Source organism: Flavobacterium glucosi (genome assembly GCF_048286535.1).
Taxonomy (GTDB): domain Bacteria; phylum Bacteroidota; class Bacteroidia; order Flavobacteriales; family Flavobacteriaceae; genus Flavobacterium.
Window position 1 is genome coordinate 295,064 of the sequence record NZ_JBLVPK010000003.1, and the last position, 17,197, is coordinate 312,260.

At 31.7% G+C, this 17,197-nt stretch carries 12 protein-coding genes; 5 read left to right on the forward strand and 7 right to left on the reverse strand.

What is annotated here, in order from left to right:
• Positions 1–5: 5 nt before the first annotated feature.
• The 3 genes from ACNQGD_RS07120 to ACNQGD_RS07130 are packed head-to-tail and all read right to left on the reverse strand — an operon-like array spanning position 6 to position 3,414.
• A complete protein-coding gene (locus ACNQGD_RS07120; RefSeq protein WP_417997226.1) occupies positions 6–971 on the reverse strand; it encodes an MlaD family protein in 966 nt (321 codons plus the stop codon).
• Positions 972–1,021: 50 nt separating this feature from the next.
• Positions 1,022–2,191 carry an N-acetylmuramoyl-L-alanine amidase family protein gene (locus ACNQGD_RS07125; RefSeq protein WP_417998805.1) on the reverse strand — a complete coding sequence of 390 codons (1,170 nt, stop codon included), beginning with the start codon at positions 2,189–2,191 and terminating at the stop codon, positions 1,022–1,024.
• Positions 2,192–2,244: 53 nt separating this feature from the next.
• A complete protein-coding gene (locus ACNQGD_RS07130) occupies positions 2,245–3,414 on the reverse strand; it encodes an N-acetylmuramoyl-L-alanine amidase family protein (protein ID WP_417998806.1) in 1,170 nt (389 codons plus the stop codon).
• An 83-nt stretch (positions 3,415–3,497) separates the two neighbouring features.
• Between ACNQGD_RS07130 and ACNQGD_RS07135 the strand changes: the two genes are divergently transcribed.
• Positions 3,498–6,248, forward strand: coding sequence for a putative LPS assembly protein LptD (locus ACNQGD_RS07135; RefSeq protein WP_417998807.1), 2,751 nt, complete (start codon positions 3,498–3,500; stop codon positions 6,246–6,248).
• A 39-nt stretch (positions 6,249–6,287) separates the two neighbouring features.
• Positions 6,288–6,668 (forward strand): RidA family protein, encoded by a 381-nt coding sequence (locus ACNQGD_RS07140; protein ID WP_417992806.1) that lies wholly within the window; start codon positions 6,288–6,290, stop codon positions 6,666–6,668.
• Between the two features lie 29 nt (positions 6,669–6,697).
• Here ACNQGD_RS07140 and ACNQGD_RS07145 read toward each other — a convergent pair whose 3' ends face one another.
• The 4 genes from ACNQGD_RS07145 to ACNQGD_RS07160 all read right to left on the reverse strand — a co-directional run bounded on the left by ACNQGD_RS07145 (position 6,698) and on the right by ACNQGD_RS07160 (position 14,543).
• Entirely contained in the window at positions 6,698–7,549 is an 852-nt protein-coding gene (locus ACNQGD_RS07145; protein ID WP_417992805.1) for an N-acetylglucosamine kinase, read from the reverse strand.
• 140 nt (positions 7,550–7,689) lie between these two features.
• A complete protein-coding gene (gene gap / locus ACNQGD_RS07150; protein ID WP_417992804.1) occupies positions 7,690–8,694 on the reverse strand; it encodes a type I glyceraldehyde-3-phosphate dehydrogenase in 1,005 nt (334 codons plus the stop codon).
• A gap of 75 nt (positions 8,695–8,769) precedes the next feature.
• A complete protein-coding gene (gene pfkA, locus ACNQGD_RS07155) occupies positions 8,770–9,756 on the reverse strand; it encodes a 6-phosphofructokinase (protein WP_417992803.1) in 987 nt (328 codons plus the stop codon).
• A gap of 380 nt (positions 9,757–10,136) precedes the next feature.
• Complete coding sequence (locus tag ACNQGD_RS07160) at positions 10,137–14,543, reverse strand: translocation/assembly module TamB domain-containing protein (protein WP_417998940.1); 4,407 nt, start codon at positions 14,541–14,543, stop codon at positions 10,137–10,139.
• 225 nt (positions 14,544–14,768) lie between these two features.
• Between ACNQGD_RS07160 and tsaD the strand changes: the two genes are divergently transcribed.
• Genes tsaD through ACNQGD_RS07175 form a run of 3 tightly spaced genes read left to right on the forward strand, consistent with a single transcriptional unit; the run spans position 14,769 to position 17,163 of the window.
• The gene (gene tsaD, locus ACNQGD_RS07165) at positions 14,769–15,791 is read left to right on the forward strand and encodes a tRNA (adenosine(37)-N6)-threonylcarbamoyltransferase complex transferase subunit TsaD (RefSeq protein ID WP_417998808.1); all 1,023 of its coding nucleotides are present in this window, start codon (positions 14,769–14,771) and stop codon (positions 15,789–15,791) included.
• 3 nt (positions 15,792–15,794) lie between these two features.
• On the forward strand, positions 15,795–16,505 hold the full coding sequence (locus ACNQGD_RS07170; protein ID WP_417998809.1) for a 16S rRNA (uracil(1498)-N(3))-methyltransferase: 711 nt from the start codon (positions 15,795–15,797) through the stop codon (positions 16,503–16,505).
• A gap of 19 nt (positions 16,506–16,524) precedes the next feature.
• The gene (locus ACNQGD_RS07175) at positions 16,525–17,163 is read left to right on the forward strand and encodes a DUF4159 domain-containing protein (RefSeq protein ID WP_417998810.1); all 639 of its coding nucleotides are present in this window, start codon (positions 16,525–16,527) and stop codon (positions 17,161–17,163) included.
• Positions 17,164–17,197 lie beyond the last annotated feature (34 nt).

Genomic DNA, 17,197 nt, shown 5'->3' on the forward strand with positions numbered 1-17,197 from the left:
AATTGCTAATTTTTTACATTGGGTATAGAATCGTTTACAGGAGCAACATAAGGCTTGTTTTTCTTTCCAAACAAAGAAATATTTACATATCGAGTTGGGTAAAGTCTAACATCTTGCAATAATAGCTCTAATTCTTTTGTGGAACTTTTAATGTTTTGGTAGAAGGCCTCATCGTTCAATAATTTGCCCATAGAACCTTTTCCAGATTCCAAACCGCTCATGATCCCGTCTACTCTGGCTAAAGTTGCATTTAGATTTTTTACCGTCTTACCTAAATCCGCTTTATTCAAGGAATCAGATATTTTAGAAAAATTTCCGGATATTTTATTAAAATTAGTTACAACTCCATTAATTTGAGTTTTGTTAGCATCCAATAAAGTATTAACGCTTAAAGAAACTTTATGAAATTGTTCAATGGTCTTACTCAATTCCGCCAATGTAAGTTTTAAATCCTGCTGTCCTTTTGGGTCCAAAACATTATTCAATCCTGAAATTAATTTTTCAGTACTTCCCAATAACTTTTCTAATTTTTCTTGAAGTGGTGCTAATTGATCTCCAACTTTATCAGTAAGGCCTAATTTTACTCCGCCTTGTAATTTTTGACCATCAACAGCTAATGTTTTATCCTCAAAATTAGGAATAATTGCAATTTGTTTTCCTCCGATAAATCCTGGCTCATAAATAGAAGCTATACTCGATTTAGAAATTGGAAAATCCGTTTTTAGCTGTAATTCAACTAATAACACACCTGTGTTTTCATCAATTGTGATGCTGCTAACTTTACCAATAACTAATCCGTTTAGCGTAACGGGAGCAGATGTGGCTAACCCTTCTACACTTTTATATTCTACATAAAATGTTTTGTAATTGGTAAAAAGGTCTCTTCCTTTTAAAAAACTGTAGCCCCAGATAAATAATAAAATAGAGGCAATTACTAAAATAGCAGTTTTAATTTCTCGTGTTATTTTCAAAATTTAAGTATTTTTTACAAATTTAATATAAAATATTTGACTTGTTGTAATTATTTAAGCGCTTCTTGAATACTAATATTCTTTCCCCCTTTAACTGCAATTATATACGCTGAAGTATATCCTTTAGTTTTCACAACTTTCAAATCCTCTTTTGCTGTATTATAGTCTGATGTTGAACCATATGCATATTTATATAAAGATCCATTGCTTGTTGTCATCGAAACATTTTTTAATCCTTTAAAATTTGACGGATTTAATTTAATATTTTTATTTCCGGCAGCAAATTGAACTTTAAAAACCACATCAGAATTTTGTGTTTTTAGACCTTGCTTTTTCGAAACTAGTTTTTTCGTAATTTGTTTAGATCTAGTACTCTTTGAAGTGTCTTTTCTTTCATTTTCGACTACTTTTTGGGATGGGAGCTCTTCATAATTATCATTGGAATGCGTTCCAAAATATTCTTTTTTGTAAGCAATAATAGCCGATGCAATAGCTTCAGCCATATTATTTTGCCCTTCCTCAGAATTTAAATAAAGTCCTTCTTGGCTATTAGATAAAAAACCCAATTCAATCAAAACACTTGGCATATAAGCCGCATCCAAAACCCATAAAGGAGTCTGCTTTATACCTCTTGATTTTCGATGTAATTTGTTTCTAAAATTGTTCTCAATTTTTGAAGCCAGATTTATGCTTCGATCTAAATAATCTTCTTGCAGAATTTTTAATCCAATCAACGTTTCAGGATTCTTAGGATCAAAACCTTTATAAGTATGTTTGTAATCTTTCTCCAATAATATTACGGAATTTTCTTGTTTAGCAATTTCTAAATTACCTTTACTTCTAGCTAAACCCATTACAAAAGTTTCTGTACCAAAAGGAACTGGATTATTAACCGAATTGCAATGTATAGAAACAAATAAATTAGCATCGATACTATTTGCTTTTTTGGGTCTGTCCTTTAATTCTATAAAAACATCGGATTTTCTGGTATGAATAACTTGAATAGTCTGGTCGTTTTTGAGGTGTTTTTCTAACTTTAAAGTGGTTTTAAGCGCTATTTCTTTTTCAACAAAACCATGATAGGAATTCCCGGGATCTTTACCTCCGTGACCTGCATCTAAAATAACCGTGAACTTTTGATTGGATTGAGAATAAGCATTAAAGCAGAAAAATAGAAATGCAGCTGAAATCGTGGTTTTAACTCTTCTGATTATTTTCAAAATATAAGTGTTTTTTTTTTTCAAATTTAATGTAAAAAAAAGAGAACCTAGTACTATTTAATTACGTCTTGAATATTCACTTTCTCTCCGTTTTTAAATACAATTAAAAATGCAGAATCATATCCTTTTTCTTTGGCCTCACCTAACTGCTTTTTTGCTTCATCATAGTCTGAGGTTTCTCCATACATATATTTGTAAACCCTATTTTCATAGGCAACAGAAATATTTTTAAGTCCATTAAAATTTTTTGGTATTAATGCGATTCTTTTACTCGTGGCCGAAAGTTGCACTTTAAATAAAGGGATAGAATTATCAACCGTTTTTTTTACTGGTGTTGATTCTGCTTTAGCTTGTGAAATCATTTTTGGTTTCACAGGAGTAACAGTATCTTTTATTGGTTTTTCATTAATTTTCTGTGAAGGTCTTTCTTCAAAAATTTCAACTTCACCATTACCAAAATATTCTTTTTTATAACTGATAATTGCATCTGCGATAGCTTTGGCTATTTCATTTTGACCATCCTCAGAATTTAGTTTATTCCCTTCAAATGTATTAGAAATAAACCCCATTTCTATCAATACTCTTGGCATGTATGCTTTATGAAGTACCATAAAAGGGGCTTGTTTAACTCCTCCTCCTCGTATTTTTTTTCCTAAATCCCCAAAAGCATCTTCTACCTTACTTGCCAATGAAATACTATTGTCTAAATATTCCTCCTGCATTAAGGTCATTCCTATCATAGTCTCCGGAGAATTCGGGTCAAAACCTTCGTATTTTTGTTTGTAATCTTTCTCTAATGTTATTACAGAGTTCTCTTTTTTAGCAGCCTCAAGATTTGATGCTACTTTACTCAAACCCATCACATAAGTCTCCGTACCATCGGCAGCTGTATTTCTATTGGCATTACAATGAATCGAAACAAAAATAGTAGCATTAAATCTATTGGCAATATTGGCTCTTTCAATTAAATCAATAAAAACATCTGTTTTTCGAGTATAGATGACATCCATTTTGGGTGTAGCTTCTAATATTTTTCCAACTTTTAAAACTACTGCCAAAGCAATATTTTTTTCTATACGACCTTCATAAACTGCACCAAAATCGTGTGCTCCGTGACCTGCATCTAAAGTTACTTTGAAAGTATTAGATTGACTGTACCCGATTAACGAAAATATTATCAAAATAAAAGTTAATATTATTTTAATTTTATATGTTTTGTGCATAAAGTTATAAGTTAATTTAATTAAAACACTACCGTCATAAAATTTTTTATTTGACTATTTTTGACAAAAAATAATATGTAAGTTTGACATGTCAAAAAACAGGCCATAATTTTACAAAAATAGCATTTAAACCTTTGTATACAAACTTATTTAATATCGTTTTATTATCAATTTTCCTATCATTAGGGTCTGGTAAATTATATTCTCAAGATATATCAAAAAAAAAGACGGACATATCCCCTAAAAAACAAATAGATAGCACTAAAAAAAGTGTTAATCAGAATAAAACTCCCGTTTTAACTGTTGAAAAAGAAACTGATACAATCAAAATCGATAGTATCAAGCCTACTAAAGCATTTCTAGACGGTAAAGTAAGATACAAAGCAGATCAGTATGCTAAGATCGATCAGAAGAAAAAACATATCACTCTTTACGACAAAGCTGAATTGTACTATCAGGACATCGAATTGAAGTCTGGAATAATCATCATGGATTATGAAAAAAATGAGGTATATGCCGGGCGTATCAAAGATTCAACAGGTGCTTACACTCAATTTCCAAACTTCAAACAAGGTGCAAATGTAATTGAACCAGATTCTATCCGTTTTAATTTTAAAACAAAAAAAGCTTTAATTTGGAATTCAAGATCAGATCAAGGAGAATTTAAAATCAAAGCTACCATAACCAAAAAAGAAAATGATTCCGTTTACTTTTTAAAAGGAGCCCGTTTTACTACTTCAAAAGACGTGGACAATCCTGAATATTATTTTCAAACAAACAAAGTAAAATTTATTCCAGGTAAAAAAGTAGTGACTGGATTGACTAATATGGTTATCGCAAACGTGCCAACTCCTATAGCTTTACCGTTTGCTTTTTTTCCAATGAGTAAAGAAACCAGTATTTCAGGATTAATTTTACCTAGCTATAATGACTCCAATAACAGAGGCTTTTCTCTTCAAAATTTAGGCTATTATTTTGCGTTGAGCGATAATTATGATTTAACCGTTTTGGGAGATTATTATACTAATGGAAGTTATGGACTGCGTTTTGAATCTAGTTACGCCAAAAGATATAATTACAGAGGAAACTTAAATATTAGATTCGAAAATTTAATCACCAGCGAAAGAGGGTATCCGGATTATTTAAAGCAAAATATATACAACATTCAATGGTCCCATTCCAAAGACTCTAAATCAAATCCGAATTCTAGTTTTTCAGCATCTGTGAATCTTGGAAGCAGTAGATATTTCCAGCAATCTATCAATCAAGTCAATATTGGATCGAATCTTAATAATACATTAAGCTCTTCTATATCCTATTCAAAAACCTTCAATTCGATTCCGCAAGTTAGAATGTCATTGACCGCAACACATTCCCAAAACACTCAAACGGAAGAAATCAATATGACTTTACCCACTTTACAATTGAGCGTTGACCGGATTTATCCGTTTGTAGGGAAAGACGGAGTTAAAAAAGGATTTTTCAAAAACATCAACCTACAATACAATTTAAACGGTAGAAATAGCATCGTAACAACTGATTCGTTATTCTTTAAACCGCAAATGTTTAGAGATGCCAAAATTGGTTTTCAACACAGCATTCCATTAAGCACCAATTTTAAATTATTCAAATATTTCAGTGCTTCAACCTCTATGAACTATGAGGAAATTTGGTACACCAAAACAATTGAAAGAAGTTATGATGTTGACCAAAGCAAAGTTGTTGACAAAACTATAAATGGATTTGATGCTTTCAGAACATACTCCTTTTCATCCAGTGTTGGAACTACAATATATGGTACCTTTAATTTTGGTAATGACAAAAAAATCAAATCGATAAGACACGTCATGAGACCATCGGTTTCGTATGGCTACACTCCTAGCTTTGAAAAGTATTATGACACTTATTCTTCAGACGCAACAGGAACCATGATGAAGCAATATTCAAGATTTGAAAGCGGAATTTTTGGTGCTCCGGGATTAAACAACTCTAATACTTTAGGCTTTGATTTGAGCAATACTTTTGAAGCCAAAGTTACTGATAAAGATAGCACTAAGGTAGAACCTAAAAAAATAATGCTTCTTAATAACTTAAATCTTTCCACCAGTTATAATCTTGATGCCGATGGTGTAACGACACTTGCCTTTTCTCCAATAAGAGTTAGCGGTGGGACAACATTACTAGATAACAAAATGAATGTCAATTTTGGAGCAACATTAGATCCTTATGCCATTGACAATTCAGGAAACCGAATTAATGTATTTAACATTGATAATGGCGGAAGTCTTTTTAGAATGACGAGCTCTAATATGACCTTAAATTATTCTATTTCGAGCCAAGGCAAAGACAAAACAGACAAGGATAAAAATACCCAAAGTCAAAGAAATGGTGGCCGTGAAGATGATTTATTTGGAACAAATACTGACTTAGGCGATAGCCGAAGAAGTCAATTTAACGAAGAGGAAGAAGACGAAGGGGAAGATAAAATCTCAGAATTTTTCAATTCAAAGTTACCTTGGGACATGACATTTGCCTATTCCTTGACTTACGGAAATAACAATAGAGAAAATAAAATCATTGGGAATTCTATAATGATTTCAGCAAATGCTGACATAACTCCAAAATGGAAAGCAGGAGTGTCTACAGGGTATGATTTTGTACAAAAAGGAGTTACTTTCACCCAGCTTCGTTTTGAGAGAGATTTGTTGAGTTGGAGAATGGATTTTAACTGGTCTCCATTTGGCACCAATGCAAATTGGGGTTTCTTTATCGGAATAAAGTCTGGTGTACTTAGTGATATCAAATGGGACAAACGAAGTACCATAAACCGATAATAGATTCTTAACGTATTACCCAATAAAAACAACCGTTTTATGAAAAAGATAATTTTAACAGAAAATGCTCCCGCTCCAATCGGACCGTACAACCAAGCTGTTCTTAAAGGTAACACGCTATATACTTCTGGTCAAATTGCAATTAATCCAGCAACTGGAGAATTGAATACGGATAGTATTGAAGCCGAAACAGAGCAAGTGATGCAAAACATGAAAGCCGTACTTGAAGCAGCAGGAATGACATTTGAGAATGTGGTAAAGGCAACCATATTCATCATTGACATGAATGATTTTGGAAAAATAAATACCGTTTATGGTTCTTATTTCAACGAAAAAACCGCTCCAGCTCGTGAAACGGTTCAAGTGGCTTGTTTGCCAAAAAATGTAAATATTGAAATTTCAATGATTGCAATACTTTAGTTAAGTATTGCAATCATTGATTTTATTTTTTATTTATTAGCAACATGATATGCAATAAGCCCATCTATTGGTCTTCTAAGTACGTTCCCTAATTTTAATTCGTATTTATCGAATATTTCTTGCAATTCATCTTTTAAATAAAAGGCAATTGATCCTACAAAGTGAACTGGCACTTCTTTGTGATTATCATATTGTTTAATATAATTTTTTACAAAAGATTTCATTCCTTTGAAAATTATTTTTTTACAAAATTCAGTATCTTTATGTTGAATTAAGAATTTTGCAAATGTTGCTAAGTAAGCATTGGGATTTGCTTCTTTGTATAATTTACTTTTAATAGCATCCGGATCTAAATTGTATTCTTTCTCAAATTCTACCGCCAATTCTTTTGGCATTTTATTGAAATAATACTTTCTGATTAATTCTTTTCCAAAAACATTACCGCTACAATCATCCATAACAATATATCCGAGTGATTGTACTTTTTGATGCAATTCTTTTCCATCAAAGTAGCTGCAGTTTGATCCCGTACCTAATATGCTAACAATCGCTTTTTCACCTTTAGGCGTTGTAGCGTAAACTGCTGCGTAAGTATCTTCATGAACTGCAATAATTGCATTTGGAAAATAATTTTGAAAAATTTGTGAAAGCATAATCTTCATTCCTTCTGTTCCACAACCAGCTCCATAAAAGAACAAATGGGTAGCATTCTTTTTATTTTGTAAAATATCAAAACGATCATTTAGACGTTCAATAATTTCATCTCCATCTAGAATTTCTGGATTCAATCCTAATGTTTGTGTGGTAAACAATACTTTTCCGGCATCGTCTATCGCAATCCAATCGGATTTAGTAGAACCACTATCAACTAATAATCTCATTTTTTTTTGGTTTTTTTGGTTTTTTGTATTTTGTTTTTCTACTTTAAAATACGTGCAGTAAAAAATTTGCATTTAAAAAATGGAACAAAAAATAAAATCCCGTTACTATAAAATATAACGGGATTTGTAAATGTAAAGAATTATTTTAAACCTGCAATGTGTACAGATAAATCAATTAATTTGCTTGAATAACCATATTCATTATCATACCAAGAGATGATTTTGAAAAAAGTAGAGTTCAATCCAATTCCAGCATTAGCATCAATGATTGATGTTCTTGAATCAGAAATAAAATCTTGAGATACAACTAAATCTTCCGTATACCCTAAAATACCTTTCATTGTAGTTTCAGAAGCATTTTTCAAAACTGCCATAATTTCTTCATAAGAAGTTTCTTTTGCCACTTTTACAGTTAAATCAACTACTGAAACATCAGCTGTAGGAACACGCATTGACATACCTGTTAATTTTCCGTTCAATGCCGGAATAACTTTTCCCACTGCTTTTGCAGCACCAGTTGACGATGGAATAATATTTAAGTTTGCTGCACGTCCACCTCTCCAGTCTTTTCTAGAAGGGCCATCAGTAGTCATTTGAGTTGAAGTTGTTGCGTGAACAGTAGTCATCAATGCTTCTACAATTCCGAAGTTATCATTAATAACTTTAGCTAATGGGGCTAAACAGTTTGTAGTACAAGATGCATTAGAAACAACCATATCAGTTGCTAAAGCTTCCTCATGGTTTACTCCCATTACAAACATTGGAGCATCAGCGGAAGGAGCTGAAATAATTACTTTTTTAGCTCCGCCTTTGATGTGCTCGCTTGCAGTTTCGATAGTTGTAAAGAAACCGGTACATTCAGCAACTACATCAACATCAACTTCATTCCATTTTAAATCTGCAGGATTTCTTTCAGCAGTAATACGAATGTTTTTTCCGTTTACAAAAAGTTTTCCATCTATAACTTCAACAGTTCCGTTAAAACGTCCGTGAACTGAATCATATTTTAATAAGTAAGCTAAGTGATCTACGTCTAATAAATCGTTGATAGCTACAACTTCTACATTATCTCTATTGTAAGATTCTCTGAAAACAATTCTTCCTATTCTTCCAAATCCGTTTATTCCTAATTTTACTTTTGACATTTTAATTTAATTTTTTTGTTTATTTTTATTAACTCAACCTAAAGTCTAATTTTCCTCACAATAAACTTTAACTACTTATGTAGACATTATCTCCGAAACTCTTAATAATTCTCTATCAATCATTGTTTTACCTTTAATTGCTTGTTCTAAAGGCGTTAACGTTACTTTATCATTTTGCAATCCAACCATATAATTTGACTTCCCTTCCAATAACGATTCAACGGCTTTTACACCTAATCTACTGGCTAAAACTCTGTCAAAACACGATGGAGAGCCACCTCGCTGCATGTGACCTAAAACGGAAACTCTAACATCATACTCCGGTAAATTAGCTTCAACATAATCTTTTAATTCAAATACATTTTTTCCAATTTTGTCTCCTTCAGCAATAACTACTATACTAGATGATTTACCCGAAGCTTTACTTTTTTGCAATGATTCTAATAATCTGTCTAAACCTAAATTTTCTTCAGGAATTAAAATTTCTTCCGCACCTGCACCAATACCTGCATTCAAAGCAATATGACCTGCATCTCTTCCCATTACTTCTACAAAGAACAATCGGTTATGAGAACTGGCAGTATCTCTAATTTTATCAATTACATCAACTACCGTATTTAAAGCTGTATCATACCCTAAAGTATGACTCGTCCCAAAAATATCATTATCAATGGTTCCCGGTATTCCCATTACTGGAAAATTAAACTCCGTATTAAACAATAAACCTCCTGTAAAAGTACCGTCACCTCCTATTACCACTAAAGCATCAATTCCTGCTTTAGAAAGATTTTCGTGTGCTTTTTTTCTTCCTTCTGGAGTTTTAAATTCTAAAGATCGAGCCGATTTAAGAATCGTCCCTCCTTTATTTACAATGTTGTTTACACTTCGAGGTCCCATTTCTTTGAAGTCACCTTCAATCATTCCCTGATATCCTCTATAAATTCCTATACATTCTATATTATGATAAGCACATGTTCTTACTACTGATCGAATAGCTGCATTCATTCCTGGTGAGTCTCCTCCCGAAGTTAGAACACCAACTTTTTTTATTGTTTTTGGCATTATTTAAGTATTAAAGTGTAAAACTAGCAAACATTCAGCACTTTTAAAGCTGCGTTTTTAATAAATTAGGATAGCGCACTAAATTCAAACGTTTTCGTTAATAAGTTTTTATAAAAACAAAATAAAAAGGATTTTATTTAACAAAATTGAAAAATAATCGATTTTTATTTAATAATTAACAATTAGCTTGGTTTTTTGTCTACAAAGTAAGATAATATACTACGTATTTAGTAGTAAGATACAAAAAGAGAGTTTTCCACTGTAAAATTTAAAAAAATATCTCTTCCTGTAACACTTAGTAGATATAATCATTCGGACAGACAACATTAAACTGTATCGATATTCTGAATTCGTAGTTTTTAATCTAAAAGCCCAACTTATTAATTTTCCTCAGGAAGCAATCCTTCTTGATTATACTTGCTCTTTTTTGTACTGGATTTCTTTGGTTTAGAAAAATTAATATAATCCGGAGACATCTCTGAATCTTGATCTTCTGCAACGGGTACGGTAGCTCTGTCTATTTTTAGATTTTTAAAAATTTTATTGACAAACTCTTTAAAAGTATCAAAATCGACTTCATAAGAAAGCCCCAAACCTTGTGTATATCCAATTCCTTGACCTATATAATTAATATCATTTTCTTTATTAAAAATACGTAAGTTAAGTGTTCCATCTTCATTAACTCTGTACAAAACTTCTACATCTCCTACGATTGCTGATTCATTGATCCCTCCAAATGGAACTCCTAGTTTTCCATTAATAGTAATTCTTTCATTAATTTTTGATGAAATTGTAGCTACAAATCGCCCATCCGTTTCTTTTCCTATTCTTCGGTCTGCACCAATAAAATTAAGACCCACTTTAAATTTTTCATCATCAGATTGTATGATTCCGCCTAATATGCTCGAAGCGGTCTCAAATAAACTTCCTGAAAAATCAGATTGGCTAACTCCTTCCGGACTTAAAAAGCCGCCAGAGGATAATAAATATAACGCTTGAGTTTGTCTTACATCCTTATCATTCAATTTATATTGAATTTCTGATTTTAAAACAGTACTTACCGTTGGAAATTCAATATTAAAATCAGGCTCCGGACTAGTCAAATCACCTCGAATACCAATAACTACTTCAACGGGAACTTTAGTATTAAAAGATGAATTGTCTAATAATACCGCAGGATTTGCAGTTGTTTTATACACTGCTTCTAGGTTTAATTGTGCTCTCATCGGATTTCCTTCCCAAGAAATTGAACCTCCTTTTTTAACTGCAAATTTTTTATCAATAAGTCCTCCATATTTAAAATTATAGGTTCCTTCATAGGCCTGGAAATCTCCCCACATATTAAACTTTCCTAAAGTATTTATTTTAAACAATAAAGATCCAAACCCTTTTCCTTTCATTCCATGGCCTGTATTTCGGTCTAAAATCACTTCTACTTCGGCATCTGGAGTAATATCAAAATCAAACTCTAATTCCAGTCCGTTGTAGTTTCTGGTGTTATCCGTAATTCCATTTTTTAAATTATATTTTTCTTGATCGGTCACAAAATGTAGAAAAACATTATCACTTACACTTTCGGCATTATTAATCGGGATTTTAATAGCTGTTCCTTTCTCGGATTTTGCGTCCACTTTTATAAACAAAGAATTCGTTGGTCCTTTTATGGTGGCAATACCATCGATAAAAGCAGTTCCATAATAAGCGGTATCTTCACTGTCTTGCGTATCTAACGCTAAAAGTCTTTTAGAATTAATAGCTAAATCCAGCTTCCAGTCTGCAAAATTATTATGCTCAATACTTCCGTTTAATTTACCTATTGTTCCATATTTTGTATCCGTGAGCGTATTGTTTCTAAAGAGGAATTTCTCATCCGTAAGGTCAATAATAGTATTATTACTCAATGCATAATCAACATTCAAATACGGAATAGTTATACCTGCATCATCCAAAAATAATCGTCCATTAATATTTGGTTTTTTAAGATTTCCATCAATCGTGGAATTACCAGATATAGAACCTCTAATATTTGATAATACTTCCCCGCCAAGTGAGTTAAGAGTTGCAATATCAAACTTTTCGAATTTTAGTTTTAAATCAAGAATCGTTTCTTTGTTAATTATTTCAAAACTTCCATTAGCATTGAATAATTCAAAATTTTCATTCTCTAAATTAGAATTTATGGTAAACTTTCTTAGGCTTTCATCTCCTTCGATTTCAAAATTCAAAGTACCTAAATCCGTTTTGTTTACATTCAAATTATCAATTACTATTGAAGATGTAGGCTGATAAACATTGTCATTTTGCTTGAAATTTACTTCTCCATTTATATTTCCATGCGCAACAAACTTCTTGTTGGCAGGTGTAATTTGGTTTAGATCTACATCTTTAAAGCTTAATTTCAAATCCTTAATATTTGTGCCTTTAAAAGCACCCATCAACGAAATAGACTGATCTTCATGCGATAATATTATGTTGTCAATATCGAAGTTTTTAAATGATTTATCAAAAACGATTTGATTATTTGGCGTTTCATTTTCATTCAAAAACCAAAGATAGTCCTTGAATTTAATTTCCGATTTACTGATTCCAACTACATTATTATTGGCTGCATTGATCGTATGATATAAATTCAGATTATAATAATCCTCCCCTTTTGGACCGCCTTTAAATTCAGAACGAAAGAATAAAGTATCTTTCATAGTCACATTTATCAGACTAAAATCACGAATTTTATAATATTTTGTTTTGATACTATCTAATTCAATGTACGCATTATAAAGTGGGTTTTTATTATCTACTGAAACTCTAATATTATCAAATGTATTGTTTGAAGCTATGATTTGCGGCGAATTAAAATTAAATTTAAACTCTTGATTATCAGAATTTATATTCCCTTTAATTATAGTATTTGAACCGATTGAAATATCCGGATAAAATATTTCGATGATTTTATTATAGATGGAGAAATTAAATTTAAGAAACTGTCCTTTTTTAACTTTACTTGGTTTAAAATTCGTGTAAAGACTTCCTAAAGAATTCTTTACTAAATTTTCTAACTGATTGAATTCATATTTACCTACAATTTCACCTTCAACAATATCAGGAGAGTTTACCGTTATGGTTCTAATTCTATTTTGGTCAAAACTGGAAACTATTGTAAAATCGTCAAAGTTATAGATTCCTTTTGTATTCTGATAAGACGTTTTATTAATGTAAATATTACCTTGGAAATTTTCTATATTGTTTCCAGAAGCTTCCACTACAACATCACCTTTAAAAACAGAAACAGAATCTTTTATTAATTTTAATTTATTTAAATCTGCATTTTCAACATTGATATGAAAATCGTATCGGTTGTCTTTTTTACTTAGATCCAATAAACCATCAAAAGTCATACTCAAGTTAGGATCATTTACCGTTATTTGACCTTTATAATTAGGGCTTTTAAGGGTTCCATTGACCACAATATTAGTGTACTTGTAATTTTTATAATCAATTTGGCTAATGTCTCCTTTAATAGCAGTATCCAGATATTTTTGCTTAAAACCTTTTCCATCTACATCAATATTCAAACTTACACTACCTAATTCCTTACGTTCTAAAAATGTACCAATATCAAAATTTTCTAAAATCACATTTCCTAAATAGGAAGCCTTATCGATTACATCAATATTTTGTATTGCTAGGTTAGACGTTACTTTTCCTAATGCAGTGACCATAGAAAAGTCAGCTTCAACAGCAGTTGTTGACACATTAGAAGTTCCTCTAGCGGTAAATCTTCCTAATTTTTTTAAAGAAGTTGGTAATTTATTTCCTAAAATATTGGGGAGTATTACGATTAAATCATCGTAGCTGGACGTTAACTTATCAAACTTAGCGTACATCGAAAACTTTTGCCCTTTTTTAGCAAACAAATTCTTAAAATTGATATCCCCTTTTATTTGTGTCTTTCGGTCATCAACCAATTCTAAGTTTTTAAATTTCAAATCATTAAGAGTCCCTTTTATATTTGCCTTAGTATAAAAATGTTGGTTTCTGCCTAATTCTTTATAAAAATAACGAATGTCATTAGATGCAATTGATGCTGCATCTAATTTTATATCAAATTGAACTTTGTCCGTAAAATTAGAGAAATCTTCAATTTTATATTTTAACAAAACAGTCCCTTTCAAGGTTGATTCTTTGGTCAACAAATCAAGATTTTCAAGCTTTATATTCTTTTTCGAATAACTGAATTTGGAACTTAAATTTTTAACATACAAACCACGAAAATCCAAAAATGACATTTTATTAATCATTGTAGTCACTTCAGGTCCGTATATTTTAAAATCAGTTACTGAAGCATTCAGTTTAGTAAAATCTAAATCTTTAGGATTGTCACGATTGTCATCTGTCAAAATAAAATGACCATCATAAATTTTTAACTTATTAGCTTTTAATAAAAATTTCTTGCTTGACGGCTTTCCTGTTTCAAAAGCGGCAATAAACTTATCGAGATTTGATTGTTTTTCGTTTTTGTACGTTCTCAAATTAAAAAGCAACCCGTGTAAATCTAAATCATCAAAGATTAAATCTCCATCGAGCAATTTTTTACCTTCTAAAATAGTGGTTGAAATTCTATTGGAATAAATCAAAGTATCTTTATGATGATCCCGAATCAATACTTTTTTAAATTTTACCCCTCCAAAAACCGAAATAGCAACTTCATCAATATTAATATTAGTCCCAAAATCTTTATTAATACTATTGGTAAAATATTGAGCAATTTTTGTTTGAACAAATGGCATGGTAAGTGCAATACCGAGTACCAACAAAAGTAGGATTAGTCCAAGTAGAGAACGAAACACTATTTTTTTAATCTTTTTGATACCTATATACTATTTAAATTTTCTAATATTTCATTTTGCCTTTGGAAACGGAAGCACCTTAAATAAAAATTCTTTAATTTTGGCTTCCACAAAACGATTTTTTCAATCGGCTTGTCAAATGTAATTCAAAATTTGTGCCTTTTTATGCAAAATCCCGAGGTTTTTATTCTTGCCATCGAAAGTTCCTGTGATGATACCGCAGCTGCCATTTTACAAAACGATAAAGTGTTGTCAAATGTTGTTGCAAATCAGCTTATACATAATCAGTATGGTGGTGTGGTTCCTGAATTGGCCTCACGCGCGCATCAACTAAACATAGTTCCGGTAATCGATGCCGCACTTCGTAACGCAAATATACAAAAAGAACAGCTATCAGCAATTGCCTTTACACAAGGCCCAGGACTGATGGGTTCCCTTTTGGTAGGCAGCTCATTTGCAAAATCAATTGCATTAGCCTTACAAGTTCCTTTGATTGCTGTAAACCACATGCAAGCGCATGTTTTAGCCCATTTTATAGACGAAGAAGGATATGAAAAACCTACTTTCCCTTTTTTAGCTTTGACCATAAGCGGCGGACATACTCAAATTATAAAAGTAGATGGGTATTTTGAAATGACAGTTATTGGGCAAACCACTGACGATGCGGTGGGTGAAGCTTTTGATAAAAGTGCAAAAATATTGGGTCTTCCCTATCCCGGCGGTCCTTTAGTTGACAAACATGCCCAGTTAGGTAATCCAAAAGCCTTTGCATTTACAAAACCAAAAGTTCCTGGATTGGATTTCAGCTTTTCAGGTTTAAAAACGGCTATTTTATATTTTATTCAAAAGAAAAAATTAGAAAACCCAAATTTCGTTGCCGAAAACCTCAATGACATTTGTGCATCCATTCAACATACCATTATTGAAATTTTGATGGACAAATTAAAATTGGCAGTAAAAGAAACCGGAATTAAACAAATAGCAATTGGCGGCGGAGTTTCTGCAAATTCTGGAATCCGAAATACATTAAAAGAAACAGAGAATAAATACGGTTGGAAAACCTTTATCCCTAAATTTGAATACACTACCGATAATGCTGCAATGATTGGAATTGTAGGTTATCAAAAGTTTTTATCCCAAAAATTTGAAACTTCTTCTGTTGTTTCTAAAGCAAGAATACAATTATAAATTATGCAATTATTTTACAATCCAACTATTACTGAATCTACAGAAACTTTTTCTTTTGACAAAGAAGAAAGCAAACATATAATTAAAGTATTACGAAAGAAAGATACTGATATACTATTTGTAACCAATGGTTTAGGTTTTTTATTTAAAACCGAAATTACATTGGCTTCGGATAGCAAATGTACCGTTAAGATTCTTTCATTTGAAAAAGCACCAGCTTCAAAATTTCATTTGCATTTGGCGGTATCGCCAACTAAAATGAATGATCGTTACGAATGGTTTCTGGAAAAAGCAACTGAAATAGGGATACACGAAATTACACCTATTATTTGCGATCATTCGGAGCGAAAAGTCATCAATAGGGATCGATTTGATAAAATTTTGTTGGCCGCCATGAAACAATCTAATGAATTGTATTTACCAAAATTAAATGAGGCCGTGACCTTCAAAGAATTTATTAAACTCGAAAGAGAAGGTTTAAAACTGATTGCACATTGCGAAGAAACGAATAAAAAAAACCTAAAATCAGTTTTGAAACCCAACGAAAGTATAACAGTATTAATAGGACCCGAAGGTGATTTTTCCGAAAAAGAAATTGCTTCTGCTCTTGAAAATAACTTTATCCCAGTTTCATTAGGAAATACCCGGTTAAGGACTGAAACTGCTGCAATTGTTGCCTGTCATAGCGTAGTTTTTGTCAATGAAGAAGAATAAGAACTGATATTATGTAATTATGAAACAACTATTTTATCTCCTGTTATTGTTTTCAATACCAACATTTTCACAAGAAATTGCTTTGGTAAAATATAGCGGCGGCGGTGATTGGTATGCAAATCCTACATCTTTGCCTAACTTGATAAAATATTGTAATGCCAATATCAATACCCGAATAAAAACAAAACCATCAACTGTTGAACCCAGCAGCCCAGATTTGTTTTCGTATCCATATATTCACATGACTGGGCATGGAAATGTTGTTTTTAGTGATGCTGACAGTAGTAATCTTAAAAATTATTTATTCGCCGGAGGCTTTCTTCACATTGATGATAATTATGGTATGGACCAATATATTCGAAAAGAAATAAAAAAAATATTTCCAAATAATAACATGATTGAAATTCCTACCAATCATGCCATTTTTCAAAAACCATATTCATTCCCAAACGGATTGCCAAAAATACATGAGCATGATGGAAAACGACCGCAAGCCTTTGGCATGTTTGTTGAAAATAAATTAGTTTTACTTTACACCTACGAATGTGATTTGGGAGACGGTTGGGAAGATCCTGAGGTCAATAACGACCCAATTGAGGTTCGAGAAAAAGCATTAAAAATGGGCGCTAATATTCTTAATTATATTTTTAATAATTAAACTCCACATTCTAATTTCCATTTTAAAAGGGCCT

Excerpts from the sequence above, each read along its gene's own strand:
- ACNQGD_RS07130 (WP_417998806.1), bottom strand. The coding sequence starts at position 3,414 with ATGCACAAAACATATAAAATTAAAATAATATTAACTTTTATTTTGATA.
- ACNQGD_RS07140 (WP_417992806.1), top strand. The coding sequence starts at position 6,288 with ATGAAAAAGATAATTTTAACAGAAAATGCTCCCGCTCCAATCGGACCG.
- ACNQGD_RS07145 (WP_417992805.1), bottom strand. The coding sequence starts at position 7,549 with ATGAGATTATTAGTTGATAGTGGTTCTACTAAATCCGATTGGATTGCG.
- gap (WP_417992804.1), bottom strand. The coding sequence starts at position 8,694 with ATGTCAAAAGTAAAATTAGGAATAAACGGATTTGGAAGAATAGGAAGA.
- pfkA (WP_417992803.1), bottom strand. The coding sequence starts at position 9,756 with ATGCCAAAAACAATAAAAAAAGTTGGTGTTCTAACTTCGGGAGGAGAC.
- ACNQGD_RS07160 (WP_417998940.1), bottom strand. The coding sequence starts at position 14,543 with ATGCCATTTGTTCAAACAAAAATTGCTCAATATTTTACCAATAGTATT.
- tsaD (WP_417998808.1), top strand. The coding sequence starts at position 14,769 with ATGCAAAATCCCGAGGTTTTTATTCTTGCCATCGAAAGTTCCTGTGAT.
- ACNQGD_RS07170 (WP_417998809.1), top strand. The coding sequence starts at position 15,795 with ATGCAATTATTTTACAATCCAACTATTACTGAATCTACAGAAACTTTT.
- ACNQGD_RS07175 (WP_417998810.1), top strand. The coding sequence starts at position 16,525 with ATGAAACAACTATTTTATCTCCTGTTATTGTTTTCAATACCAACATTT.